This is a genomic window from Loktanella sp. M215 (genome assembly GCF_021735925.1).
GTDB lineage: Bacteria > Pseudomonadota > Alphaproteobacteria > Rhodobacterales > Rhodobacteraceae > Loktanella.
This window is the reverse complement of record NZ_WMEA01000001.1, coordinates 159,748-185,352: the sequence shown is the minus strand read 5'-3', so window position 1 is coordinate 185,352 and position 25,605 is coordinate 159,748. Positions and strand designations below refer to the sequence as shown.

Annotated in this window: 26 protein-coding genes; 21 read left to right on the top strand and 5 right to left on the bottom strand. The window is 66.2% G+C overall.

Annotation, left to right across the window (positions count from 1 at the left end):
- Window positions 1-7 precede the first annotated feature (7 nt).
- From GLR48_RS00900 to ccoS, 6 genes are all read left to right on the top strand, one after another.
- Window positions 8-238 carry a cbb3-type cytochrome c oxidase subunit 3 gene (locus tag GLR48_RS00900; protein ID WP_237057880.1) on the top strand — a complete coding sequence of 77 codons (231 nt, stop codon included), beginning with the start codon at window positions 8-10 and terminating at the stop codon, window positions 236-238.
- Window positions 231-1,094: a cytochrome-c oxidase, cbb3-type subunit III gene (gene ccoP / locus GLR48_RS00895; protein ID WP_237057878.1), complete on the top strand. Its 864-nt coding sequence runs from the start codon at window positions 231-233 to the stop codon at window positions 1,092-1,094. Before GLR48_RS00900 ends, ccoP begins: the two co-directional genes overlap by 8 nt.
- A gap of 72 nt (window positions 1,095-1,166) precedes the next feature.
- On the top strand, window positions 1,167-2,621 hold the full coding sequence (ccoG, locus tag GLR48_RS00890; protein ID WP_237057876.1) for a cytochrome c oxidase accessory protein CcoG: 1,455 nt from the start codon (window positions 1,167-1,169) through the stop codon (window positions 2,619-2,621).
- Entirely contained in the window at window positions 2,618-3,073 is a 456-nt protein-coding gene (locus GLR48_RS00885; RefSeq protein ID WP_237057875.1) for a FixH family protein, read from the top strand. The genes ccoG and GLR48_RS00885 overlap by 4 nt, the downstream gene beginning before the upstream one ends.
- Window positions 3,070-5,175, top strand: a complete 2,106-nt coding sequence (locus GLR48_RS00880; protein WP_237057873.1) for a heavy metal translocating P-type ATPase — start codon at window positions 3,070-3,072, stop codon at window positions 5,173-5,175. The genes GLR48_RS00885 and GLR48_RS00880 overlap by 4 nt, the downstream gene beginning before the upstream one ends.
- Window positions 5,172-5,339: a cbb3-type cytochrome oxidase assembly protein CcoS gene (gene ccoS / locus GLR48_RS00875; RefSeq protein WP_237057871.1), complete on the top strand. Its 168-nt coding sequence runs from the start codon at window positions 5,172-5,174 to the stop codon at window positions 5,337-5,339. Before GLR48_RS00880 ends, ccoS begins: the two co-directional genes overlap by 4 nt.
- 2 nt (window positions 5,340-5,341) lie before the next feature.
- Here ccoS and GLR48_RS00870 read toward each other — a convergent pair whose 3' ends face one another.
- Both GLR48_RS00870 and GLR48_RS00865 read right to left on the bottom strand, forming a co-directional pair.
- Window positions 5,342-6,259: a sugar kinase gene (locus GLR48_RS00870; RefSeq protein WP_237057869.1), complete on the bottom strand. Its 918-nt coding sequence runs from the start codon at window positions 6,257-6,259 to the stop codon at window positions 5,342-5,344.
- Window positions 6,256-6,981 (bottom strand): GntR family transcriptional regulator, encoded by a 726-nt coding sequence (locus tag GLR48_RS00865; RefSeq protein WP_237057867.1) that lies wholly within the window; start codon window positions 6,979-6,981, stop codon window positions 6,256-6,258. Before GLR48_RS00865 ends, GLR48_RS00870 begins: the two co-directional genes overlap by 4 nt.
- 134 nt (window positions 6,982-7,115) lie before the next feature.
- On the opposite strand from GLR48_RS00865, the gene uxaC reads away from it, so the two are divergent.
- The 13 genes from uxaC (at window position 7,116) to GLR48_RS00800 (ending at window position 19,241) form a co-directional block, all read left to right on the top strand.
- Window positions 7,116-8,522 (top strand): glucuronate isomerase, encoded by a 1,407-nt coding sequence (gene uxaC / locus GLR48_RS00860; RefSeq protein ID WP_237057865.1) that lies wholly within the window; start codon window positions 7,116-7,118, stop codon window positions 8,520-8,522.
- A gap of 28 nt (window positions 8,523-8,550) precedes the next feature.
- Entirely contained in the window at window positions 8,551-9,531 is a 981-nt protein-coding gene (locus tag GLR48_RS00855) for a TRAP transporter substrate-binding protein (protein WP_237057863.1), read from the top strand.
- Window positions 9,532-9,592: 61 nt separating this feature from the next.
- Window positions 9,593-10,117, top strand: a complete 525-nt coding sequence (locus GLR48_RS00850) for a TRAP transporter small permease (protein ID WP_237057861.1) — start codon at window positions 9,593-9,595, stop codon at window positions 10,115-10,117.
- On the top strand, window positions 10,118-11,398 hold the full coding sequence (locus tag GLR48_RS00845) for a TRAP transporter large permease (protein ID WP_237057859.1): 1,281 nt from the start codon (window positions 10,118-10,120) through the stop codon (window positions 11,396-11,398).
- A gap of 10 nt (window positions 11,399-11,408) precedes the next feature.
- The gene (locus GLR48_RS00840; RefSeq protein ID WP_237057857.1) at window positions 11,409-11,714 is read left to right on the top strand and encodes a cupin domain-containing protein; all 306 of its coding nucleotides are present in this window, start codon (window positions 11,409-11,411) and stop codon (window positions 11,712-11,714) included.
- 16 nt (window positions 11,715-11,730) lie between these two features.
- The gene (gene kduI, locus GLR48_RS00835; RefSeq protein WP_237057855.1) at window positions 11,731-12,555 is read left to right on the top strand and encodes a 5-dehydro-4-deoxy-D-glucuronate isomerase; all 825 of its coding nucleotides are present in this window, start codon (window positions 11,731-11,733) and stop codon (window positions 12,553-12,555) included.
- Window positions 12,552-13,292, top strand: coding sequence for a 2-dehydro-3-deoxy-D-gluconate 5-dehydrogenase KduD (kduD, locus tag GLR48_RS00830; protein WP_336886607.1), 741 nt, complete (start codon window positions 12,552-12,554; stop codon window positions 13,290-13,292). Before kduI ends, kduD begins: the two co-directional genes overlap by 4 nt.
- A complete protein-coding gene (locus GLR48_RS00825; protein ID WP_237057854.1) occupies window positions 13,270-14,703 on the top strand; it encodes a mannitol dehydrogenase family protein in 1,434 nt (477 codons plus the stop codon). The genes kduD and GLR48_RS00825 overlap by 23 nt, the downstream gene beginning before the upstream one ends.
- A complete protein-coding gene (gene uxuA, locus GLR48_RS00820; RefSeq protein WP_237057852.1) occupies window positions 14,700-15,884 on the top strand; it encodes a mannonate dehydratase in 1,185 nt (394 codons plus the stop codon). The genes GLR48_RS00825 and uxuA overlap by 4 nt, the downstream gene beginning before the upstream one ends.
- Window positions 15,877-17,400 carry a UxaA family hydrolase gene (locus GLR48_RS00815; RefSeq protein ID WP_237057850.1) on the top strand — a complete coding sequence of 508 codons (1,524 nt, stop codon included), beginning with the start codon at window positions 15,877-15,879 and terminating at the stop codon, window positions 17,398-17,400. The genes uxuA and GLR48_RS00815 overlap by 8 nt, the downstream gene beginning before the upstream one ends.
- A gap of 121 nt (window positions 17,401-17,521) precedes the next feature.
- Window positions 17,522-17,983: a MaoC family dehydratase gene (locus GLR48_RS00810; protein WP_237057848.1), complete on the top strand. Its 462-nt coding sequence runs from the start codon at window positions 17,522-17,524 to the stop codon at window positions 17,981-17,983.
- Between the two features lie 43 nt (window positions 17,984-18,026).
- Complete coding sequence (locus GLR48_RS00805; protein ID WP_237057847.1) at window positions 18,027-18,818, top strand: IclR family transcriptional regulator; 792 nt, start codon at window positions 18,027-18,029, stop codon at window positions 18,816-18,818.
- A 3-nt stretch (window positions 18,819-18,821) separates the two neighbouring features.
- The gene (locus tag GLR48_RS00800; RefSeq protein WP_237057846.1) at window positions 18,822-19,241 is read left to right on the top strand and encodes a PaaI family thioesterase; all 420 of its coding nucleotides are present in this window, start codon (window positions 18,822-18,824) and stop codon (window positions 19,239-19,241) included.
- On the opposite strand, the gene GLR48_RS00795 is transcribed toward GLR48_RS00800, so the two are convergent.
- The 3 genes from GLR48_RS00795 to GLR48_RS00785 are packed head-to-tail and all read right to left on the bottom strand — an operon-like array spanning window position 19,229 to window position 23,556.
- The gene (locus tag GLR48_RS00795) at window positions 19,229-20,287 is read right to left on the bottom strand and encodes an acyl-CoA dehydrogenase family protein (RefSeq protein ID WP_237057845.1); all 1,059 of its coding nucleotides are present in this window, start codon (window positions 20,285-20,287) and stop codon (window positions 19,229-19,231) included. The genes GLR48_RS00800 and GLR48_RS00795 overlap by 13 nt on opposite strands.
- A gap of 1 nt (window position 20,288) precedes the next feature.
- Window positions 20,289-21,476, bottom strand: a complete 1,188-nt coding sequence (locus tag GLR48_RS00790; RefSeq protein WP_237057844.1) for an acyl-CoA dehydrogenase family protein — start codon at window positions 21,474-21,476, stop codon at window positions 20,289-20,291.
- 1 nt (window position 21,477) lies between these two features.
- Window positions 21,478-23,556 (bottom strand): 3-hydroxyacyl-CoA dehydrogenase NAD-binding domain-containing protein, encoded by a 2,079-nt coding sequence (locus GLR48_RS00785; protein WP_237057843.1) that lies wholly within the window; start codon window positions 23,554-23,556, stop codon window positions 21,478-21,480.
- A 162-nt stretch (window positions 23,557-23,718) separates the two neighbouring features.
- Here GLR48_RS00785 and GLR48_RS00780 point away from each other — a divergent pair, with 162 nt between their 5' ends.
- Window positions 23,719-25,245 (top strand): class I adenylate-forming enzyme family protein, encoded by a 1,527-nt coding sequence (locus tag GLR48_RS00780; protein ID WP_237064277.1) that lies wholly within the window; start codon window positions 23,719-23,721, stop codon window positions 25,243-25,245.
- The gene (locus GLR48_RS00775; protein ID WP_237057842.1) at window positions 25,242-25,604 is read left to right on the top strand and encodes a Zn-ribbon domain-containing OB-fold protein; all 363 of its coding nucleotides are present in this window, start codon (window positions 25,242-25,244) and stop codon (window positions 25,602-25,604) included. The genes GLR48_RS00780 and GLR48_RS00775 overlap by 4 nt, the downstream gene beginning before the upstream one ends.
- Window position 25,605: the final 1 nt, after the last annotated feature.

Here is a 25,605-nt window from a genome sequence, read left to right as displayed (position 1 = left end):
GGCGCTGATGCACACCTATACCTTCCTGCGCCAGCTGGCCGACAGCTGGGTGCTGCTGGCGATGTTCGGCTTCTTCGCGGCCGCGGGCATCTGGGCCTATCTGCCCGGCCAACGCCGGGCGCGCGAAGACGCGAGCCTGATCCCGTTCCGCAACGATCCAGCCCCCAAGACCTGCGCCGGCACCTGCGAAACCTGTGCCTGCAGCGCCGACACCGGAAAGGCCCAGCCCCATGACTGACAAGCAGATCGACAAGGAAACCGGGGTCGAGACGACCGGACACAGCTGGGACGGCATTCAGGAGTTGAACAACCCGCTGCCGCGCTGGTGGCTCTGGACGCTTTATGCCTGCATCGTCTGGGCGATCGGCTATACGGTGCTTTATCCCGCATGGCCGATGATCCATGGCGCGACACCCGGCCTGCTGGGCTGGTCCACCCGCGCCAACATTGCCACCGACATCGCGGCGCACGAGGCGGCGAACGCCACGCTGACCGCGGATCTTGTGGCCGCCGATCTTGCGACCCTGACGCCGGGGGATCCGTTGCAGCGCTACGCGGTGGCCCGCGGTGCCGCTGTGTTTCGCGCGAATTGCAGCCAGTGCCACGGGTCCGGTGCGGCGGGGGCCAAGGGCTATCCCAACCTGCTGGATGACGACTGGCTGTGGGGCGGCGACATCACCGCCGTCGCCTATACGGTCGGCCACGGCGTGCGCAACGACAGCGACCCCGACGCCCGCTGGTCCCAGATGCCCGCCTTCGGCGAGATCCTCAGCAAGCCAGAGATCGCCTCTGTCGTGGCCTACGTCGGCAGCCTGTCGGACCCTGCGGTCGATCCTGCCACCGTCACGGCGGGGGCCACGGTCTTTTCCGAAAACTGCGCCGCCTGTCACGGCGACAATGCCAAAGGCAACCGCGACATGGGCGCCCCGAACCTGACCGATGCGATCTGGCTGTATGGTGGCGACCCCGCGACACTGACCGAGACAGTCAGCAAGGCCCGATTCGGTGTCATGCCCGCCTGGGGCCAGCGCCTTTCGGACGCCGATGTCGCCGCGGTTGCGGTATATGTCCACGGGCTTGGCGGCGGAGAGTGACGCCCGGTTGATCCAGATCAACGCAGGGCCCGCATCCGCCGCCTAGACGCGGGGCGAAAGCATAGGTCCATCATGTCTACGACATCCCTTTACGCCGCCCGCGAACCCATTTTTCCCAAGCGGGTTTCCGGCCCGTTCCGACGCCTGAAATGGTGGATCATGGCGCTGACGCTTGGCATCTACTACCTCATGCCCTGGCTGCGCTGGGACTGCGGCCCGCACCTGCCCGATCAGGCGGTGCTGGTCGATCTGGCGCACCGGCGGTTCTATTTCTTCTGGATCGAGATCTGGCCGCACGAGTTCTACTTCGTGGCAGGCCTGCTGATCATGGCGGGGCTGGGGTTGTTCCTGTTCACCTCGGCGCTGGGCCGGGTTTGGTGCGGTTACACCTGCCCGCAGACCGTCTGGACCGACCTGTTCATTCTGGTCGAACGCTGGATCGAAGGCGACCGCAACGCCCGCGTCCGCCTGCACCACGCGACATGGAGCGCGCACAAGGCATGGCTCCGTTCGGTCAAATGGACGGTCTGGCTGGGCATCGCGCTGGCAACCGGGGGCGCCTGGGTCTTCTATTTCACCGATGCGCCGACGCTGATGATGGACCTGCTGAACGGGTCAGCGCATCCCGCGGCCTATATCACCATCGCGATCCTGACGGCGACCACCTTCGTGTTTGGCGGGTTCATGCGCGAACAGGTCTGTATCTACATGTGCCCCTGGCCCCGCATCCAGTCCGCGATGATGGACCCCGACACCCTGACCGTCGCCTACCGCGACTGGCGAGGAGAGCCGCGCGGCAAGGGCCGGCGCGAGACACCCGATCTGGCGCAGGCCCTGCACGCGGGCACCGACCCGGTGGCCGCCAAGGGCGACTGCATCGACTGCATGGCCTGCGTGAACGTCTGCCCGATGGGCATCGACATCCGCGAGGGGCAGCAGATGGAATGCATCACCTGTGCCCTGTGCATCGACGCCTGCGACGACGTGATGGACCGCATCGGCAAGCCGCGCGGATTGATCGACTACATGGCCCTGACGGACGAGCCGCGCGAGCGGGCGGGCAAGCCGCCGCGGCCCGTCTGGCAGCACATCCTGCGGCCGCGGACGATCGTCTACACGCTGCTGTGGGCCGCGATCGGGGCAGGGCTGGTCTATGCCCTGTTCATCCGCTCCGATATCGAGCTGACGGTCAGTCCGGTCCGCAATCCCACCTATGTCGTGCAATCCGATGGGGCGGTGCGCAACATCTACGACGTGCGCCTGCGCAACAAGTCCGGCGACGCGCGGCAGTTCCACCTGAGCCTGAGCGCTGACACCCCTCTGACCATCGCCGTCGAAGGGGCCGACGCCGCACAGAACGTCGACGTCCCCGCCGACACCACGGTCATGAGCCGCGTCTACGTCACCGCCGCCCCGGGCGATCCGGCGGCCACGGCCCATACCACGCCGCTGCGCCTCTGGGTCGAGGATACCGCGACGACGCACCGGGCCAGCCACGCCACCACCTTCAACGGGAGGGTCCAATGACCCGAGAGATCACCGGCTGGCACGTTTTGACCGGCTTCATCATGGCCTTCGGCGTCATCATCGCCGTGAACCTGACGCTGGCCTATCAGGCGGTGCATACCTTTCCGGGGCTGGAGGTCGACAACTCCTACGTCGCCAGCCAGACCTTCGACGCGGACCGTGACGCGCAGGTGGCGCTGGGGTGGGACGTCTCGGCCACGATCCACGGCGACCGGCTGGCGCTGCGCATCCTCGAACAGGGCAGGCCCATCGCGCCGGTGATCGAATCCGCGATTTTTGGCCGTGCGACCAGCGTGCAGCGCGACCAGACGCCGGATTTCAAATTCGACGGCGCGGCGCTTGTCGCCACGGTCGCCGATGGCGGCGGCGGCAACTGGAACCTGCGCATCAAGGCGCGCAGCGCGGACGGCACCCTGTTCCAGCAAAGGATCGTCGTGAAGGTCCTGCCATGATGTCCGGCTGCCCCGCCTGCGCCGCGGCCCCGATGGCGCTGGACACGGCGCAGGGTCCGGCGCTGCAATTCTCTGTCCCCGGCGTCCATTGCGCCGCCTGTATCGGCCAGATCGAGCGCGGTCTGGCGCATCTGAACGGCATCGCCTCGGTCCGGGTGAACCTGTCGATGAAGCGGCTGTCGGTGACCGGTCGCGTCGCACCCGCTGCCGTGCTGGGTGCCGTGACCGGGCTGGGGTTCGAGGTCTATCCGCTGGATGCCGCATCTCTTGATGCCGGTCGCGACGACGTAGGCCGGACGCTGCTGGTGCGGCTGGCGGTCGCTGGATTTGCCATGATGAACGTCATGCTGCTGTCCGTCGCCGTCTGGGCCGGGGCGGCGGGTGCGACGCGGGACATGTTCCACATGATCTCTGCCGCCATTGCCCTGCCGGCGGTGGCCTACGCGGGGCAGCCGTTCTTCGTCTCGGCCCTCTCGGCGCTGCGGGCGGGGCGTCTGAACATGGACGTGCCGATCTCGCTCGCGATCCTGCTGGCATCGGCCATGTCTCTGTTCGAGACGTTTCAGGGCGGCACCCACGCCTATTTCGACGCGGCCCTGTCGCTGACGTTCTTCCTGCTGATCGGGCGCTACATGGATCACCGCACCCGCAGCGCCGCCCGGTCCGCTGCGCGCGAGCTGACTGCGCTTGAGGTGCAGACCGCCGAGCGGCTGATCGGCGATGTCACCGAAACGGTCGCCGTCACGGCACTGGCCGCCGGCGATCTGATCCTTGTTCCGTCAGGCGCGCGGGTGGCGGTGGACGGTCTGCTCGAATCGGACGGCGCGCTGCTGGACCGGTCCTTTCTGACCGGCGAAAGTGCTGCCGTCACCCTGCGCCACGGCGCGACCCTGCACGCGGGAGAGGTCAACCTCGCCGCGCCGCTGCGGGTGCGCGCCCTGTCGGTGGGTGCCGACACATCGCTGCGCCGGATGGCCGCCATGGTGGAAACCGCCGAGAATGCACGCAACGGCTATACCGCGCTGGCCGATAGGGCGGCGCGGATCTATGCGCCTGCGGTGCACGGCCTCGCGCTGCTGGCTTTCGCGGGCTGGATGATCGCCACGGGCGATCTGCGCCTGTCGCTGAACATCGCGATTTCGGTCCTGATCATTACCTGCCCCTGCGCGCTGGGCCTTGCGGTGCCCGCCGTGTCCACCGCCGCCATCAGCCGCCTGTTCGCCGCAGGCTTTCTGGTGCGCCACGCCACGGCACTTGAACGGCTGGCCGAGGTGACCTGTATCGTCTTCGACAAGACCGGCACCCTGACCCGCCCCGCCGTCGCCCTGCCAGCGGGGATGACCGCAGCAGAGAAAACCATCGCCAAGGCGCTGGCTCAGGCGTCGCACCACCCGGTGTCGCGGGCGCTGCTGACGGTGCTTGCCGATACGCCGGCGGCGCAGGTCACGGACATCCGCGAACTGCCGGGCGAGGGCATGATCGGGCGCCTTGACGGTGCTGTCGTGCGTCTGGGCCGGGATCCCTTCACCGGGCAGTTCGCCCTGACGGTGGGTGACGCCGCACCGGTGGGCTTGGCGTTGTCAGAGGCGCTGCGGCCCGGTGTGGTCGACGCGCTGGCGCACCTTGATCTGCCGTCAGAGATCGTGACCGGCGACGCGGACGCGCCCGCATCGGCGCTGGCCGCGCGCCTGTCGCTGCCCGTCACCTTCCGTGCGACGCCCGCCGACAAGCTGAGACGGGTGCATGCGCTGACCGCTGCAGGCGCACGCGTGCTGATGGTGGGCGACGGCCTGAACGACACGGCAGCACTGGCCGCAGCCCATGCCTCTATCGCGCCCTCCACGGCGCTTGAGGCGTCGCGCAATGCCGCCGACATCGTGGTACTGAGCGAAAGCCTTGCGGATCTGCCGCTGGTCTTGCAGGTCGCGCGGGCGACGCGGCGGCTGTCGCAGCAGAACTTCGCCATTGCGGCGCTGTACAACGCGGTGGCGATCCCCGTTGCACTGTCAGGCTTTGCGACGCCGCTGGCGGCAGCACTGGCGATGTCGGCCTCGTCGCTGACCGTTCTGCTGAACGCGCAGCGCATGCGGTGGGTGCGATGAACATCCTGCTGATCCTGATCCCCGTCTCGCTGGTGCTGGGGGGGCTGGGCCTTGCGGGGTTCATCTGGACGGTCCGGTCCAGTCAGTACGACGACGACAGCGGCAACGCCCTGCGCATCTTTCTGGACGATGATCCAGAGCCGGACGCCGACGAGCGGACCTGACTCTACTGCGGCAGGGTGGCCGTCGGGGTCATCAGCGCGCCACGGGTCTGGATCACCTGTGCCGCGAGCTTTGCCGCAAAGGCCATCGCGTCCGCCACGCCCGCACCATTCTGGCGCGCGGCAAGGTAGCCCGCGTTGAAGCTGTCGCCCGCTGCTGTGGTGTCGATGACCTGCGCAACCTGCACCGGCTGGACCTCCGTTCGGGCACCGTCGCACAGGGCCAGCATCGTACCCGCGCCATTCTTGACGATGACCTCTGACGCGCCGGCCTGCGCATAGCGCGCGGCCGTGGCTGCGGGATCCGTGTCGCCGAACCACGCCGCCTCGTCCTCGTGCGACGGCAGCACGGTATCGCTGACCGCCGCCGCCTGCATCACCGCCTGCGTCATCGTCGCCGTGTCGTCCCACAGCCGCGGCCGCAGGTTGGGATCGAACACGACCCGGCCACCCTGCGACCGGAAGGCGGCCAGCCGGTCCAGCAGGCGCGCGCGGTCAGGCTTTGGCAGAATCGCTAGCGTGATCCCCGAAAAATAGGCGGTCGCCATGCCTGCCAATGCCAAATCCAGCACGGCCGCATCGGCGGCCAACGTGCGGGCCGCACTTTGCCCGCGCCAATAGCTGAAGCTGCGCTCGCCCTCGGTCAGCTGGATCAGGTACAGGCCGACGGTCCGGTCCGTCCTGCGCTGCACGTGGCCCGTCTCGATCCCGGCCTGCCCCAGAAAAGCGACCATCCGGTCCGACACGGCATCCGTGCCGACCGCCGTGAAATAGGACACTGCCAGCCCCTGCGGCAGAAGCCGGCGCAGATACCACGCCGTGTTCAGTGTATCGCCGGCGTAGCCCATGCGATAGTCGCCCGCGCCGGGAAGGGGGGCCATCTCGACCATGCATTCGCCGATGCTGAGGAAACCCCCGGTCATGATGCGTCGTCCGTGAACCAGCTGTGATTCTCGGCCTTGATCTGGTCGATCAATCCCCTGATCCGGCTGAGGTGTTCGCGCAGCAGCGCGATGGCGGCGTCGCTGTCGCGGCGGGTGATCGCGTCAAGGATGCGGATGTGTTCCTGCAACGCCATCTTCTGCGACGCGGTGCTGAGGGACAGCATCCGCACCCGGTCCATGTGGGCCTTGCTTTCGTGGATCAGATCCCAGGCGAAACCCACGCCGGAGCGTTCGCAGATCTCGCGGTGGAACCTGTCGTCGAGGGTGTGGAAATCGCTGCGCGCATCGCGACTGATCGCCTCGGCCTGTCGGTCGATCAGGTGCTGCAGCGCTTCCAGATCCGGTGCGGTCAGCGTCTCGCAGGCCATTTTGAAGGTTTCGGCCTCCAGCGCCGTGCGGATGAACTTGGCCCGCAGGATCGCGGCCTCCGAGATCAGGCTGACGGTCGTGGCGCGCTGCGGGCGGATGTTCAGAAAGCCCAGCTTTGACAGACGGTAGAAGGCATCGCGGACCGGCTGGCGAGAGACGCCCATCTGCTGGGCGACCTCGACCTCCGACATCTTGCTGCCGGGCGGCAGGTCGAGTGACAGGATGTGCCGTTGCAGCAGGTCGAACACCTGATCCGTAACCGACGGGCGGGGCGCGTCCTCTAGGGCCGGCAGCGACAGGGACGTCCCCGGCATCTGTTGTACGAACGTCATCCTCACCCTCCCGGCTGCGATCAGCGCTTCTTACCTTAGACTACCGCAGACACAAATAAAAAACTAGCATATTAGTTTTCTAGTTGTTAGCTTGACGCCGTGGCGAACAGAATCGCCACGGGGGGACGACGCCGATGCCGATACTGGACGATGACCGACTGCTGGGTAACGATGCCGGCCTGCGTGCCGTGGCGCGGGACCTGTACGAAGGCATCCGCGATCTGCCGATCATCAGTCCGCACGGCCACACAGACCCGCGCTGGTTTGCGGAAAACAACGCTTTCCCCGATCCCGCCCAGCTGTTTGTGACGCCTGATCACTACGTCTTTCGCATGCTGCACAGCCAGGGCATCCCGCTGGAGGACCTTGGCGTGCCCCGCGCCGACGGCGGATCGATCGAGGCGGATCCTCGCAAGATCTGGCGCCTTTTCGCGCAGAATTTTCATCTGTTCCGGGGCACGCCGTCCCGCATGTGGCTGGATCATGCGTTTCAGGACGTCTTCGGCGTCAAGGAAAGGCTGTCCGCCGCCAACGCTGACGCGGTCTATGACCAGATCGACGCGCAACTGAAGACCGACGCCTTCCGGCCCAGGTCCCTGTTCGAGCGGTTCAATATCGAGGCGATCTCGACCACCGAATCCGCCATCGACGACCTGAAATGGCACCGGATGATCCGCGACAGCGGCTGGACCGGCAAGGTCGTGACCGCCTATCGCCCTGACGCCGTGGTCGACCCGGAATTCGCGGGCTTCGCCGACAACGTGGCCAAGATGGGAAAGATGGCGGGCGAGGATACCGCGACCTGGACCGGATACTTGGCCGCGCACCGCAACCGGCGCGATTACTTCAAGTCTTTCGGCGCGACCTCCAGCGATCACGGCCATCCCACGGCGCGGACCGAAGACCTGCCGCAGGACGTGGCGGCGCGCCTGTTCGACAAGGCGCTGCAGGGCACCTGCACCGCGGACGAGGCCGATGCCTTTCGCGGTCACATGCTGACGGAAATGGCGCGGATGTCGCTGGATGACGGTCTGGTCCTGCAGATCCATCCGGGATCGTTCCGCAATCACTCGGACACCGTCGCGGCCCGCTTTGGCCGCGACAAGGGCTACGATATCCCGACCCGCACCGATTACGTCCACGCATTGAAACCGCTGCTGGACGCCGTGGGTCACCGTGCCGACCTGTCGGTCATCCTGTTCACGCTGGACGAAAGCACCTATGCCCGCGAGCTTGCTCCGCTGGCTGGCGTCTATCCCTGCCTGCGCCTTGGTCCGCCTTGGTGGTTCCACGACAGCCCCGAGGGGATGCTGCGGTTCCGCCAGATGGCGACAGAAACGGCGGGCTTTTACAACACGGTCGGGTTCAACGACGACACCCGTGCCTTCTGCTCGATCCCGGCGCGGCACGACGTCGCCCGCCGCGTCGACTGCGCCTTCCTCGCCACGCTCATCGCCTCCGGGCGACTGGACGCGGACGAGGCGCCCGAGGTTGCAAAAGACCTCGCCTACCGGTTGGCAAAACAGGCCTACCGGCTTTGACCACGACCATTTCCAGGGAGGAAATTAAATGACACTGAAGACATCTCTGATCGCGGCCCTGCTGGGCAGCGCCGCCATGGCCACCGCCGCCACCGCCTGCGAGACGACGCTGCGGTCGTCGGACACCCACCCCGAAGGCTACCCGACCGTGGTCGCCGTGCAGGAAATGGGCAAACTGCTGGAGGAACGCACCGACGGCCGCCTGTGCATCGAGGTCTTCGCCTCGGCGCAGCTGGGCGAGGAAAAGGACACCATCGAGCAGACGCAGTTCGGCGTCATCGACATGAACCGCGTCTCGCTCGGGCCGTTCAACAATATCATCGAAGAAACGCAAGTGCCGTCGCTGCCCTATATCTTCCGGTCGGTCGATCACATGCACAAGGTCATGGACGGCCCCGTGGGTGAGCAGATTCTGGACGCTTTTTCCGACCATGATCTGGTCGGTCTGGCTTTCTTCGACGGCGGCTCGCGCAGCTTTTACAACTCTGAAAAGCCGATCAATTCCGTGGCCGACCTGGCCGGCATGAAGTTCCGCGTCATGCAGTCGGACATGTTCGTCGACATGGTCGGCGCACTGGGCGCGAACGCGACCCCGATGCCTTACGGCGAGGTCTATTCCAGCATCCAGACCGGCGTCATCGACGGGGCCGAGAACAACTGGCCGTCCTACGATTCCTCGGGTCACTTCGAGGTCGCCAAGTACTACACGATGGACGAACACCTGATCGTGCCGGAAGTGCTGGTGATGTCCAAGACCAGCTTCGAAAAGCTGAGCGCGGAAGATCAGGCGGTCGTGCGTCAGGCTGCCAAGGACGTCGTGCCCGTCATGCGTGATCTCTGGGCCGCCAGCGAGAAGGAATCCGAGGAGAAGGTGCGCGCCGCCGGTGCCGAGATCGTCACGGATATCGACAAGCAGCCGTTCATCGACGCGATGAAGCCGGTCTACGACAAGTACGTCACGTCCGACAAACTCAAGCAGATGGTCGCGGACATTCAGGCGACTGAATAAGCGCCACGCCCCCGCCCGGGATCATCCGGGCGGGGGTCTTCACGGTGTCGGGGGACATATCTTGGAACGTTTCATGTTGCGGGTGGCCGACCTGACGGGTGGACTCGCGCGTCTGGCCCTGTGGGTCGCCGGTGTCGGGCTGGTGCTGATGACCGCCTTCATCGCGGCTCAGGTCTTTTGGCGCTATGTGCTGAACGACAGCATCATCTGGACAGAGCCTGCGTCCGTGATGATCATGGGCTGGTTCATCTTTCTGGGCGCCGCCGTCGGCATCCGCGAGGGCTACCATTTGTCCTTCGACGTGCTGCTTTATCTGATCCCGCACAAGGGCAAGATGGTGCTCTATTCCATTTCCGACGTTGCGGTCGCGGCGTTCGGGGCGGGTATGGCCTGGTTCGGCTGGTCGCTCGCCGCCAAGGCCGCCAACAACGTCATGCCATCGCTCGGCATCTCGGACGCCTGGAGCTTCATTCCCGTCATCCTTGGCGGCATCCTCGTCGTTCTGTTCTCGGTCGAGCGGATCGCCCGCCGCGCCGCAGGTCTGCCCACCGCCCGTTTCGGCGAAGACACGGAAGAAGCCGCTTAAATGGAACTTTACGTCCTCTTTGGCACCTTCGTGGTGCTGCTGCTGATCGGCACGCCGGTCGCCTTCTGTCTTGGCGTCTCAAGTTTTGCGACCGTCGCCTATCTGGGCCTGCCGCCCGTCGTGGTGTTCCAGCGCCTGAACTCGGGCGTGTCCGTCTTTGCCCTGATGGCGATCCCGTTCTTCATCTTTGCCGGCGATCTGATGGTGCGCGGCGATATCGCCCGCAGGCTGGTGGCCCTCGCCGGAGCCTTCGTCGGCCATTTCCGTGGCGGGCTGGGGCAGGTCAACGTGCTGTCGTCGGTGATGTTCGGCGGTGTTTCCGGCTCTGCCGCCGCCGATGCGAGTGCGGTCGGCGGCCTGATGGTGCCGCAGATGAAGGAACGTGGATACGACGTCGACTACGCCGTCAATATCACCGTCGTAAGCTCGATCATCGCGCTGCTGCTGCCGCCGTCGCACAACATGATCATCTATTCGATCTCGGCGGGCGGTCGCATTTCCATCGCCGACCTCTTTACGGCCGGAATCCTGCCGGGCCTGTTGCTGGCCCTGTCGCTGATGATTGCCGCCTGGTGGGTCGCGGTGAAAAAGGGCTATCCGGTCCAGCCGTTTCAAGGATTTGCGATGATGGGCACGCTTTTCGTGTCCGCCGCCCCCGGCCTGATCCTTGTCGCCATCATCTTTGGCGGCGTCCGGTCCGGCGTCTTCACCGCGTCTGAATCGTCAAACATCGCCGTGGTCTATGCGCTGCTGGTGACGTTTTTCGTCTACCGCACCCTGTCCTTCCACGACTTTGTCGAGGCGACGATGGCTGCGGTCCGCACCACCGCCATGGTGCTGCTGGTCATTGGCTGCGCGGCCTCGTTTGGCTGGCTGCTGGCCTATACCAAGGTGCCGGTCATGATGATCGAGGCGATGCAGGGTGTCAGCGACAACCCCATCGTGATCCTGCTGCTGCTGAACCTGATCCTGCTGATCCTCGGCACCTTCATGGACATGTCGCCGCTGATCGTCATCACGACGCCGATCTTTCTGCCCGTCGCACAGGCGTTTGGCGTTGATCCGGTCCACTTTGGCGTGATCCTGATCCTGAACCTTGGCATCGGGTTGTGCACGCCACCGGTCGGCGCGGTGCTTTTCGTCGGTTGCGCCGTGGGACGGATCCCCGTCTGGACCGCCGTGCGTTCGATCTGGCCGTTCTATGGTGCGGCCTTCGCGACCCTGATGCTGGTCACCTATATCCCCGGCCTGTCGCTCTGGCTGCCGTCGCTGTTTCACTAAGGAGGTTTCGATGCCCCACCCGGTCGTTCCCGCCGATCCCGGCGTCACCCGTCAGGTGCTGGCTGAAACCCCAGACATGATGACCGTCGCCTTCCGGTTCGAGGAAGGTGCCGAGGGCCGTCTGCACGACCATCGTCACGTGCAGGCCACCTATGTCGAGGCGGGGCGCTTCACCTTCCACATGGCGGGCAAGGATTATGACCTTGGCCCCGGCGACAGCCTGATCATCCCCAGCCACGTTACCCACGGCTGCATCTGCCGCGCGGCCGGCACCCTGATCGACACCTTCACGCCCCGGCGTGACGATTTCCTCTGACCCGAAAGAAGACCCAATGCTGACCACACAGACCCGCTATGCCATCGACCCCGCGACCGCCAGGACGCTGGATACCGATCAGCTGCGCGACCATTTCCACGTGGACGGGTTGTTCGCCGACGGCCAGATCAAGCTGATCTACAGCCACTATGACCGCCTTATTCTGGGCTCCGCCGTACCGGGCAGCGGCACCCTGACGCTGGACCGGGTGGAGGAGACTGGCACCGCCACCTTCCTCGAACGCCGCGAGATGGCCGTGCTGAACGTGGGCGACACCGGCACCGTGACCGTCGGTGGCGCGTCGCATACGCTAGAGAAGGGCGAGGTCGTCTATATCGGCATGGGCGCCGGACCCGTTAACTTCGCGGGCGCGGGACGCTTCTACATCCTGTCGGCCCCCGCACACCGCACCTGTCCGACCCGCCTGATCAAGCTGTCGGATGCGCGCCGGGTCGAGATGGGGTCGCCGGAGACCGCAAACGAACGCGTGATCCTGCAATTCCTGCACCCCGAAGTCGCCGAGTCCTGCCAGCTGCTGATGGGCTACACGCAGTTCGCCGAAGGCTCTGTCTGGAACACCATGCCCGCCCACACCCACGACCGCCGGATGGAGGCATATCTCTATTTCGACATGCCCAGCCAGACCCGCGTGTTCCACATCATGGGCGAGCCGACCCAGACCCGCCACATCGTCATGGCGAACGAAGAGGCCGTGATCAGCCCGCCGTGGTCCGTCCATGCAGGGGCCGGCACCGGGTCCTATACCTTCTGCTGGACGATGGCGGGCGACAACGTCGATTTCACCGACATGGATATGATCCCGATGGAGGCGCTGCGGTGAGCATGTTCTCTCTGACAGGACACCGTGCGCTGGTGACCGGGGCCAATACCGGCATCGGTCAGGCCATTGCGGTCGGTCTGGCCCAGGCGGGAGCGCAGGTCATCTGTGCCGGCCGCCGCACCTGTGATGAAACGGTCGCGATGATCGAGGCCGAGGGCGGCACCGCGTCGCAGGTCGCGGTCGATTTTGCCGATCCGATGGCGGGGCAGGGATTGTTCACCGGCGAACCCATCGACATTCTGATCAACAACGCGGGCATCATCCGCCGCAGCGATGCCGTGGACTTTACCGAATCCGACTGGGACGACGTCATGGACGTGAACCTCAAGGCGCTGTTCTTTACCACGCAGGCCTTTGCGAAGGCCGTGTTCGCGCGCGGCGCACAGGGCCGCGTCGTCAACATCGCCTCGCTTCTGTCGTTTCAGGGCGGCATTCGCGTCCCCAGCTACACCGCGTCGAAACACGGCGTCGCTGGCCTGACCAAGCTGCTGGCCAACGAATGGGCCGCCAAGGGCATCAACGTGAACGCCATAGCCCCCGGCTATATCGAGACGAACAACACCGAGGCCCTGCGCGCCGACGCGTCCCGCAACGCGGCCATCCTCGACCGGATTCCCGCCGGTCGTTGGGGGCAGGCGTCCGATATCGCCGGGGCCGCGGTCTACCTCTGCACCCCTGCAAGCGCCTATATCCACGGCGCGATCCTCAACGTTGATGGAGGCTGGCTTGCCCGCTGATCGCCTGACCCGCCCTGATTCACCGCGTCCCGCCACAGGCATCGTCCACTTGGGCCTCGGCGCCTTCTTTCGCGCCTTCGGTTGCGTCTATTTCGTCGACGCGATGCAGGCGTCCGGTGGCGACTGGGGCATCGTCGGCGTCAGCCTGCGCAGCCCCGACACCCGCGACGCCCTGCAACCGCAGGACTGGGCCTATACCTCTGTCACCCTGACGCCGGACGGGCCGCAGACGCGGATCATCGACGTGCTGAACGACGTGCTGGTGGCGCCAGAGGATCCAGAGGCGGTTCTGGCCGCGATGGCCGATCCGGGGGTCAGGATCGTGTCCCTGACGGTGACCGAGAAGGGCTATTGCCATAACCCGGCCACCGGTGCGCTGAACCCCGATCATCCGGATATCGTGAAGGATCTGAACAATGATGTGCCGTGCTCCGCGCCGGGCTACCTCGTGCGGGCGCTGCAACGCCGTCGGGCGGCGGGCGAGCCGCCTTTCACGGTGCTGACCTGCGACAACCTGCCCGATAACGGGGCGCTTGTGCGCGGTGTGGTGCTTGACCTTGCCCGCCGGATCGACCCGGCGCTTGCCGACTGGATCGCGGACCACGGCAAATTCCCCGCCACGATGGTCGATCGCATCACCCCCGCCACGACGGAGGCCGACATCGAGACCGTGGAGACGCTGATTGGCCGCCGCGACGCGGCCCCCGTGATGCACGAACCCTTTCGCCAGTGGGCGGTGCAGGATGATTTCGTGAACGGCGACCGCCCCGATCTTGCCGCCGCCGGCGCGCAGATGGTCGACAACGTCACCGCCTTCGAGGACATGAAGCTGCGGATGCTGAACGGCACCCATTCGGCGCTGGCCTACCTTGGTTACCTTGCGGGGCACGCCACGATTTCGGACACCGTCGCGGACCCGGTCTTTGCCACCTACGTCCGCCAGTGCTGGGCCGAGATCATGCCCGCCGTGACAGCACCCGAGGGCGTCAGCCTGCCCGACTACGCCGATGCCCTGTTCGATCGTTACGCCAACCCCGCGATCCGCCACCGGACCTGGCAGATCGCGATGGATGGCAGCCAGAAGCTGCCGCAGCGCCTGCTCGGCACCCTGCGCGAGAACATCGCGGCGGGGCGCGAGAGCCCGGCGCTCTGCCTCGCCGTGGCGGGCTGGATGCGCTATGTCAGCGGCACCGACGAAAACGGAGAGATCATCGACGTGCGCGATCCGCTGGCCGACCTGCTGCGGGAAACGGCGACCGATGCCGCCCCCGGCACCGTGACGGCGCTGCTGTCGCTGGAACAGATCTTCCCCGCCGATATCGCCGCCCATCTGGCCGCCCCCGTGATGCAGGCCGCAAGCCTGCTCTGGTCCAAGGGCGCCCGCGCCGCTGCCGCAGAGGTGACGTCATGATCGAAAGCTGGCGCTGGTATGGCGACCTTGACGCGATCACGCTTGACGAAGTCGCGCAGACCGGCGCGCGCGGCATCGTCACGGCGCTACACGAAATCCCCTATGGTGAAGTCTGGCCGACCGAGGCCGTCGCCGCCCGCAAGGCCCGCGTCACGGACGCGGGGTTCGACTGGGTCGTGGTGGAAAGTCTGCCGATCCACGAAAACATCAAGCGGGGCGAAGGTGACCTGACGACGCTCTTCGCCAATTACCGACAGTCGATGGCCAATCTGGCAGCGAACGGCATCACCACGATCTGCTACAACTTCATGCCGCTCTTGGACTGGACCCGCACGGACCTGACCGCCCCCGCCTGCGGCGGCGGCACCTGCCTGCGGTTCGAGGCGACGCGGATGGCTGCCTTCGAGGTCCATATGCTGAGCCGCAGAGAGGCCGAGGCGGATTACAGCCCCGAGGTGCTGAACAAGGCCGCCGCCTGGTATCAACAGGCCAGCGAGGCCGACCGCGATGCGCTGCTGGCCTCGATCATGGCGGGTTTGCCGGGCGCCTTCGACCGCTACGATATCCCGGGCCTGCGCCGCGCACTGGACAGCTACGCCGGCATCGACCGTGCCACCCTGCGGGCGCATTACAAGCGTTTCCTGGAGGAGGTCATTCCCACAGCCACGGACCTTGGCATGCGGTTCTGCGTCCATCCCGACGATCCGCCCCGCGACATTCTGGGCCTGCCGCGTATCGTCTCGAACGCGGACGACATCGCGTGGATCATGGACGCGGTGGACGGCCCCGCCAATGGACTGACCCTGTGTGCAGGATCGCTGGGCGCAAACCCGGTCAACGACGTGCCCGCGATCGCCGCGCGCTTTGCCGACCGCATCCACTTTGCCCATCTGCGCAACGTCGCAAAAGACCCCGACGGATCGTTCGAGGAGGCGGCGCATCTGGACGGCGATACCGATATGGTCGCCCTCTGCCGCGTGTTGCTGGACGAGGAAGCGCGCCGCCGGTCCGAGGGGCGCGCCGATCACAGGATTCCCTTCCGCCCGGATCACGGCCACCATATTCTGTCGGACCTCGACCGGACGCTGATCCCCGGATACCCCCTCATCGGCCGTCTGCGGGGGCTGGCCGAACTTCGCGGCGTATTCCGCGCGCTGTCCCACGAAAGCCATCATGTCTGACCCCCTGATCCTGCATCCCGCCGACAGTGTCGCCGTACTGACCGAACGTGCACCCGCGGGGTCTGATCCCCTGCGCCTTGGCGCGCCGCTGGGCAAACCCGTAGCCCCCGGCCACAAGATCGCCCGGCGCGCGCTGACGGCGGGGCAGCCGGTGTTGAAGTTCGGCCAGATCATCGGCACCGCCACGACCGACATCGCGGCGGGCGATCACGTCCATACGCATAACTGCGCCTTCTCGGCCCACGATCAGAACTATGCCGTCGGCGTGGATCTGGACGCCGCACGCGCCGCGATCCCGCAGCGCGACGCGCTGACATTTCAAGGCTACCTGCGCGCCGATGGGCGTGTCGGCACCCGCAACTACATCGCGCTGGTCGCGACCGTGAACTGTTCCGCCACCGTGATCCGCAAGGCGGCGAGCGAGATCGAGGCCTCTGGCCTACTGGCCGATCACCCGACAATCGACGGGATTGTCGCACTGGCGCATGGCACAGGCTGCGGCATGGATCAGGACGGGCCGGGATTCGCGATCCTCGACCGTGTGCTCTGGGGACATGCGACGCATCCGAACGTGGGTGCCACGGTCTTTGTCGGGCTGGGGTGTGAGGCGATGCAGATCGCGCGCATGCAGTCGCATTTCGGCGATGCGGGCACCGACAGGTTTCATGCGCTGACCATTCAGGGCACCGGCGGCACCCGCGCCACCATCGACGCGATCAAGGCGCATGTAACCGCGATCCTGCCACAGGTCGCCGCCGCGCGCCGCACACCGCAACCGATGAGTGCGCTGCGCGTCGCATTGCAATGCGGCGGATCGGATGGCTTTTCCTCGATCACCGCGAACCCGGCACTTGGCGTCGCGTCTGACCTGTTGGTGGCGCAGGGGGCAACCGCCATTCTGGCTGAAACGCCAGAGATCTATGGTGCCGAACAACTGCTGCTGCGCCGCGCCGCCAGCGCCGCCGTGGGCGACAAGCTGATCGCGCAGATCCGCTGGTGGGAACACTATACCGCCATGAACGGTGGTTCGATGGACAATAACCCCAGCCCCGGCAACAAGCAGGGCGGGATCACGACGATCCTTGAAAAATCGCTGGGTGCGGCGGCCAAGGGCGGTGCGACCCCGCTGACCGCCGTCTACGACTACGCCGAACAGGTGACCGAGCCCGGTTTCGTCTTCATGGACACGCCCGGCTACGATCCGGTGTCGGCGACAGGTCAGATTGCGGGCGGGGCACAGATCGTCGTCTTCACCACGGGGCGCGGGTCGGCCTTCGGATCAAAACCTGCGCCGACGATCAAGCTGGCCACATCCGATGCCCTCTATGCCCAGATGCCGGACGACATGGACATGACGACGGGCGACATCGTGACCAAGGGCGTCAGCATCGCCGCCAAGGGGCAGGAAATCTTTGACATGATCCGCGCGGCAGCCTCCGGTCAGGTGACGAAGTCCGAGGCGCTGGGATTGGGCGACAACGAATTCGTGCCTTGGCAGGTCGGCTGCACGATGTAGCACCTGCGATCCCGCAGGATCGCCGCGCCAATCAACGCCGATCGGTCGCAGGGTCACAGAGCGGTGGCGGGTTGCGTGTCGTTTGCGAAACTCTATTCTGCACAGCGAAGCAGGAGTGGCCATGGATCTGACACTGACCCAAATGACGTCGCTTGTCGGCAAGGAGGTTGGCTTGTCCGCGTGGCACCGGATCGACCAGCCGCTGATCGACGCCTTTGCCAAGGTCAGCGGCGACACCCAGTTCATCCACACCGATCCCGGCCGGGCCGCCGCCACGCCCTTTGGCGGGACCATCGCGCACGGCTTTCTGACCGTCTCGCTCCTCAGCACCATGGCCGCCGAGGCGCAGCCGCAGCTGGCGGGTCTGCGGATGAGCGTCAATTACGGCTTCGACCGGTTGCGGTTCATCTCTCCGGTCCCCGTCGACAGCGACATCCGCGCGCGGTTTGCTTTGGCCGCACTTGACGAACGGCAGCCGGGTGAAGTGACGGTCGCGTGGGACGTCACGGTGGAAATCCGGGGGCAGGACAAGCCCGCGCTGATTGCGCGCTGGCTTAATCGTCGCTATCTGGACGCCGCCTGATGGCATGTTGCCCGGCGACAACCCCGCGCGCGAAGGAACGACGATGACCGTCATCGATGACGACTCCGACCGCAATTTCGTGACGGCGCTGTCGCGCGGCCTCGATGTGCTGCGCTGCTTTCGTCCGCATGAACAAAGCCTGTCGAACACCGACATCGCGCAGCGGACCGGTCTGCCGAAACCGACGGTGACGCGGCTGACCTACACGCTGTGCCAGCTTGGCTACCTCGTGCATTCCGACAGCACCGGGTTCTACCGTCTGGGCGCGGGCGTGCTGCAACTGGGCTATGGCGTGCTGGCGGGCGTCGACATGGCGGACCGCGCGCGGGCCGTGATGCGGGAACTGGCGCAGGGCGGACCGAACCAGAACGTCAACGTGGCCTTCGGCGAACGGCATCGGCTGACGATGGTCTATACGGCAGTGCAGCGCACGACCCAGAACATCGCCCTGTCGATGACGGTGGGCGCGCGGCTGCCGCTGTTCCGGTCTGCCATCGGGCGCGCCGCCCTTGCCGCCATGACCGAGGCCGAGCATGACCGTCTGTTGCAAGACGCAGCGACCGAGGGGCGCGAGGATATGGTCGCGATCCGCGCGGGTCTGAAGGCCGCCTGCGCCGAATACAAGGCACAGGGGTTCGTGACGTCTTTCGGGGCTTGGCGCGAGCAGATCAACGGGATCGCGGTGCCGATCTGGTCCCTGAACGGCGACCGCTTGTATGCGATGAACATCGGTGCGCCGACCTTTCTGGCCAGCGAGGCGGAATTGCGTGACGTCTACGGTCCCAAGCTGGTCGCCGCCGCCCGCGGCCTGTCGGATTTTCCAAAGGAGGTTTGACTGATGTCGGACACCAAACGCCCGGATCTGATCGAGGATCCCTATCCCATGCAGCGCCTGATCGGCTTTCACATGGTCGACTGGTCCGAAGGCTACGCCCGGTTCGAGCTGCCCCTGCGGGCCGAGCTGATGAATCGTTACGGCATCCCGCACGGCGGGCTTTACGCCGTGCTGCTGGATACGGTGCTGGGCTATGCCGGGTCATTCACCGGCGATGCGGTGCGCAAACAGATGGTCATGACCCTGTCGCTGACCACGAACTTTCTGTCGCGCCCGTCCGGCAAGGTGCTGTTCGGTGAAGGCCGCCGCACCGGTGGCGGCAAATCCACCTATTTCGCCGAAGGCACAGTCACGGACGAGACCGGCGTGCTGGTCGCGACCGGGTCCGGCACATTCCGCTATCGCAAGGGTCAGACCGCCTGAAGGTCGGCCATCACACGCTTGAGGTGGTGGTCCGTGTCGCCCAGCTGCGCGTCGATCATCACCAGCCGCTTGGCGTAATGTGACACCGGCGCCTCCCACGTCATGGCGATGCCGCCGTGCATCTGGATCGCCTCTTCGGCCACGTGTTGGGCCACCCGCCCGCACAGGTGCTTGCACATGGACACGGTGCGCGATTGTTGGTCCGTTCCCATCCGGCTGGCGGCGAGGATCACGATGGACCGGGCCTGCGCAATTTCAGTCACCAGCTCCACCGTGCGGTGCTGCAATGCCTGATTGCTGCCGATGGGCCGCCCGAACTGGCGCCGTTGCTTGAGGTAATCGACAAGCATCGCGAGCGTCGCCTCCATCGCCCCCAGCGCCTCTGCCGACAGGGCCAGCGCGCCGGCGTCCAGCGCGTCCTGCACCGCCGCTGCCGCATCGGCGATCAGCAACCGGGCGGGGGTGGCGTCCAGAACGACTTCGGCTGCACCGCCGCCGTCGATCATGGCGTAAGGGATGATCTGCGCCTCCGTGGCGGCAACCTCGTAAAGCGAAAGCCTGTCGCCGTCGCGGGCCACGACGAGGATCGCCGCCGCCACCTGACCGCCGTAGACGACGCTCTTGTGCCCGGTCAGGGTGCCATTGCGTGCGGTCGTCTCGATCTCGGCCAGATCCCAGCTGACCAGCTCGCAGATGGCGAAGGCATAGGTCACGGCGCCTGACAGCAGCGGTTCCAGATCGGCGCCCGCGTGGGTCAGCAGCCGCGCGGCCATCAGCGCAGGCAAAACCGGTTCGGGGCACAGGGCGGCACCCAGCGCTTCGAACACCGTCGCGATGTCGAACCCGCCGCCGCCAAATCCGCCCTGTGCCGGACCTGCAAGGGCGTAGAGCGCGCCCAGTTCCACCAGTTTCGTCCAGAGGGCCGGGCTGTGAAAGGGGGCGGTATAGGCTGCAGCAGCGCGGGTCTTGGGGTCGCAGGCATCGGCCAGCAGGCGCGACAGGCTGTCGGACAGCATGCGTCGATCGTCGGTCTGTTCGAAATTCATCTCAAAGTCCCAGCATCGCTTTTGCCAGAATGTTCTTCTGGATTTCGTTGGACCCGCCGTAGATCGACATCTTGCGGTTGTTGAAATATTCCGCCGCGTTCCCGGCCTGATCGGCGGGGACGAGGGCTGCGTTGCCCGCCAGATCCTCTGACGGAAAGGGTGCCGCCGCGGGCCCCAGCGCGCGGCGCGCCAGATCGTTCAGCGCCTGCCGCACCTCCACCCCCTTGATCTTGAGGATCGAGCTTTCGACACCCGGCGCACCGGCGGTCTGACCGGCCACGACCAGCCGCAGGTTGGTGATCTTCATCGCCTCCAGTTCGACCTCGATCCGCGCCAGACGGGCGGCGAACAGCGCATCGTCGATCAGCCGCCGCCCCGACCGGCGCGGCGTGCGGGCAAAGGCCAGCAGGCTCTCGAACGCCTGCGTCGAAAAGCCGACGCCCGCGATGTTGTTTCGCTCGTGCGTCAGCAGGTATTTGGCGATCGTCCACCCCTGATTTTCTGCGCCGACAAGATTGGCGACCGGCACACGCACGTCGGTCAGAAAGACCTCGTTGACCTCGTATCCGCCTTCGATCAGGCGGATCGGACGCACTTCGACCCCCGGTGTCTTCATGTCGATCAGCAGAAAACTGATGGCTTCCTGCGGCTTGCCATCGGGCTTGGTCCGCACAAGGCAGAAGATCCAGTCGGCATGTTGACCAAGTGTCGTCCAGGTCTTCTGGCCGTTGACGATATAGGCGTCACCGTCGCGCACCGCTTTCGTCTTCAGTCCCGCAAGGTCGGACCCGGCCCCCGGTTCGGAATATCCCTGGCACCACCAATCAGTCCCGTCGAGGATGCGGGGCAGGTAGTGGTCGCGCTGATCTTGCGTGCCGAACTTGAAAAGGACCGGCGCCAGCATCGCGATGCCGAAGGGCACAAGGCGCGGTGCGGACGCGCGGGCGGCCTCCTCATCGAAGATATGTTTCTGCACCGGCGTCCAGCCCGCGCCGCCATATGCCGCGGGCCAGCTGGGGGCCAGCCAACCGCGCGCGTTCAGGGCGGCGTGATAGCCCTCCATATCCTGCTTGGTCAGGGTCCGTCCTTCGCGGACCTTGGCGGCGGTGTCCTGTGACAGATCGTTTGCCATGAAGGTGCGGACCTCGGCGCGGAACGCCTCTTCTGCGGGAGTAAAGCGCAGGTCCATGTCAGGCCTCGGCGTTCAGGTCGGCAAATGTGGTGCCGTCGTCCGCCATGCGCTGCAGCAGCGGCGGCACCTGCCAGTAATGTGGATCGTCCCGCGCGTAGGTTTCGATGCGCTGGACCAGCGTGGCCGCGCCGATGGTGTCGGCATAGTGCATCGGCCCGCCCCGCCAGCGCGGAAAGCCGTAACCGAACAGAAACGTCGCATCGATGTCGATGGGACGTTGGGCGATGCCGTCTTCGACCACGCGGGTGGCCTCGACGATCATCGCTGTCATGTAGCGGTCGACGATCTCGGCGTCCGGTATGGCGCGCGGCGTGATGCCATGATCGTTGCGGACCGTGGCGATGATGGTCGCCACGCCCGGGTTCGTGGGGGCAGGTTTCTGACTGTGATCGTAATAGCCCATGCCGGTCTTGCGCCCCAGCCAGCCGGCCTCGGCGATGCGGTCGGGCACGGCGCTGTAACGCTCGGCGGCAGGCCGGTCGGGCGCGCGGCGCTTGCGGGTGGCGTAACCGATATCGAGGCCGGACAGATCGTTCGCCCGGAACGGTCCCATGGCCCAGCCGAATCCTTCCAGTGCGTCGTCGATCTGTTCCGGGCTGGCCCCGTCCAGCACGAGGTAATCGGCCGCCTTGCGGTAATGCGTCAGGATGCGGTTCCCGATGAACCCGTCGCAGACCCCGGCCCGCACGGCCACCTTCTTCAGCTTGGCCGCCAGGGCAAAGCCGGTCGCCACGACCTCGGGTGCGGTCTTGTCCGCGACCACCACCTCCAGCAGTTTCATGATGTGTGCGGGGGAAAAGAAGTGCAGGCCGATGACATCCTGTGGCCGCGCCGTCGCCGCGGCGATCCGGTCGATGTCCAGATAGGATGTGTTCGTCGCCAGCACTGCGCCCGGTTTGCAGATCGCATCAAGCTGGGTGAACAGGTCGATCTTCACGCCCATGTCCTCGAAGGCCGCCTCGATCACCAGATCGACGTCGTCGAAATCTCCCAGCACGGTCGACGCGGACAGGCGATGTTCCGCATCCGTCCGCCCGTCCGCTTTCATCTTGCCGCGCTTCACCGCACCGTCGAGGTTCGACAGGATCGTCTGCCGCCCCCGCGCCAGCGCGTCTGCATCCCGTTCGTTCAGCCGCACCCGCAGGCCCGCCATCAGGCAGGCCGTCGCGATGCCGCTGCCCATGGTGCCGCCGCCGATGATCCCGACGCTGGCCACGCTGCGCGGGGTGGCGTCGCGTTCCGGGATCTTGGCCACGGCCCGTTCGGCAAAGAACACATGGATCAACCCCGCCCGCTGCGGGGAGTCGAGGCAATCGCGGAACAGCGCGCGCTCGATGTCCATCCCGTCAAGGATCGGGCGATCACAGGCGGCAATCGCCTCCACGCATTTCAGCGGGGAATAAAGGTGCGGCGCCTGCGCCTGCACGGCGGCCTTGGCTGCGGCGATCTGCTGCGGATCGACGTTCACAGCGATCTGGCCCACGGTGCGGACGGGCAGGGTGCCGGCGCGGACCTCCTCTGCCATCGCAAGTGCCACGTCGCGCGGTTCGCCGTCAGTCAGCCGGTCCAGCAGCCCCATCGCCAGCGCCTCGGGTCCCTGGATATGCCGCCCGGTGGTGATCATCTCGATCGCGGCGGGCACGCCGGTCAGGCGCGGCGCGCGTTGGGTGCCGCCCGCGCCGGGCAGGATACCCAGCGTCACCTCTGGCAGACCGACACGGACGCGGCCGACGCCGACGCGGGCCTGCGCGCCGAGGGCGATTTCAAGGCCGCCCCCCAGCGCCACGCCGTGCTGGATCGCGATCACCGGGGTCGCGATCTCTTCCATCCGGTTGATGATCGTCGGCAGGATCGGGGCCTGCGGCGTGCGCCCGAATTCGCGGATGTCGGCCCCGGCGACAAAGCTGCGGCCTTTGCCATAAAGGGCGATCACGTCGATGTCGGGATCGGCGGCGGCGCGTTCCAGACAGTCTTGAAACGCTTGCCGCAAGGCGTGCGACGCTGCGTTGACGGGCGGATTGTCGAAGGCAATCAGCCCCGTCCTGCCGACCTTTTCCAATGTCACGACCTTCGCCATGGAACCCTCCTGATTTGCGAAATATCATTCCGCTGTGCGAACAGCTAAGGCCGGCCGATGCGGCCTGTCAAGCGAGCGACCGCTTGACGCCCCGGCGCGCGGACGGCATGGTTCCGCTATGCGAACGTTTGTTTCACAGATCTGGGAGGGGTCCGCGTGAACATGGACATGCCCCGAATCGTGCCGGTCGATGTGCCCGGCCCCGATCCCGTCGATCTGCCCAGCCTCGTGCGACAGCATGGCGCTGACCGTCCCGACCATCCCGCCATCGTTGCGGGCGACGACATCACGACATGGAGCGATCTTGCGGCGGCGATGGACCGCGTGGCGGGGCACCTGATCCGCCTTGGCCTGCGCCCCAACGAGGTCGTCGCCAGCCTTGGCGGTGTGACGCCGCAGCACCTCGCGCTTTACCTCGGCACACTGGCGGCGGGCGGCACCTTCGCGCCGATGATGATCTCGGCCACGCCGCAGATCGTGGCGGGGCTGGTCACGAATTGCCAGGCGCGCCTGATCTTCGCCGATGCGGCAGGGCAGGCGGCGCGGGGCGACGTGCAGGCGCAGCCACTCGGCAGCCTGCTGACGGATAGTGCCGACACGGACCCCGGCTCGCTGCCCGCCATCGCACCGACCGACGGGTTCGACATCATCTACAGCTCTGGCACCACCGGCGCGCCCAAGGGGATCATGCACGACCACCGCTTTCGCGGGCGACAGCGGGCGCGCATGGCGGGCTTTGGCTTCGACCATGCCATGCGGCTGCTGGTCTCCACTCCGGTCTATTCCAACACGACGCTGGCGGCCCTGCTGCCGATGCTGGCGGCGGGCGGCACGGCGGTGCTGATGCCCAAGTTCGACGCGGGTGTCTGGCTGGCCTTGGCGGAAAAACACTGCATCACCCACGCCATGTGCGTGCCCGTGCAGTGGCGCAGGCTTCTGGCGCACCCGGATTTCGACCGCACCGACCTCGGCGCCTTCATCATCAAGCTGTCCACCAGTGCCCCCCTGACCGCCGATCTGGGCCAAGAGCTGCTGGCGCGCTTTCCCGGACGGATGGTGAACATCTACGGCATGACCGAAGGCGGCGTCGGTTGCCTGATGGATCTGACGGCCCATCCCGACCGGCTGGACACCGTGGGACAGGTCGCGGCCGGCGGCAACCTGATGACCCTTGGCCCCGACGACACCCCCCTGCCGCAGGGCGAGGTCGGAGAGATCGTGGGCCGCGCCGTCACCATGATGACCGGCTATTGCAACGCGCCCGACCTGACCCGAAAGGCCTTGTGGACCGACGCGGCGGGCGTGCACTGGATGCGCTCCGGCGACATGGGGCGTGTGGATGCAGACGGGTTCCTGCACGTCATGGACCGCACCAAGGACATGATCAATTCCGGCGGATTCAACGTCTTTGCAGTCGATCTGGAAGCCGCACTCCTGTCGCATCCGGCGGTGGCCGAGGCTGCGGTCATCGCCGTGCCCAGTGCCGACTGGGGCGAGACACCGCTCGCCTACGTCGTGCTGCGCGATGCGACTGATCCCGAGATGCTGCGCACCCACGCCAACGCCCGCCTCGGCAAGACCCAGCGGATCAGCCGCGTCATCGTGACCGAAGCGTTGCCCCGCAGCGAGATCGGCAAGATCCTCAAACGTGAACTGCGCGCCCCCCACTGGCCCAAGGAGAAACCATGACCCCCGACACCCACTTTAAAGAGGGCCTTGCCGCCGGAGAAATCCGCCTTCAGCGCTGCGCCGCCTGCGATACCCATATCTTCTTTCCCCGCGTCCTGTGCCCCGCCTGTCACGGCACCGACCTGACGTGGGTCACGGCCAGCGGCGCGGGCGAGGTCTATACCTTTACCACCGTCCGTCAGCGACCGGAGCGTGGCGGCGACTACAACGTCGCCATGGTGGAACTGGCCGAAGGCGTGCGGATGATGACCCGCGTGGACGGCGATCCGCAGGCGGTCAAAGTCGGCATGCCTGTCACCGCCTACGTCGGCGACATCGACGGCACACCCGCGGTGCTGTGCCGCAAATCGGAGGCATGAG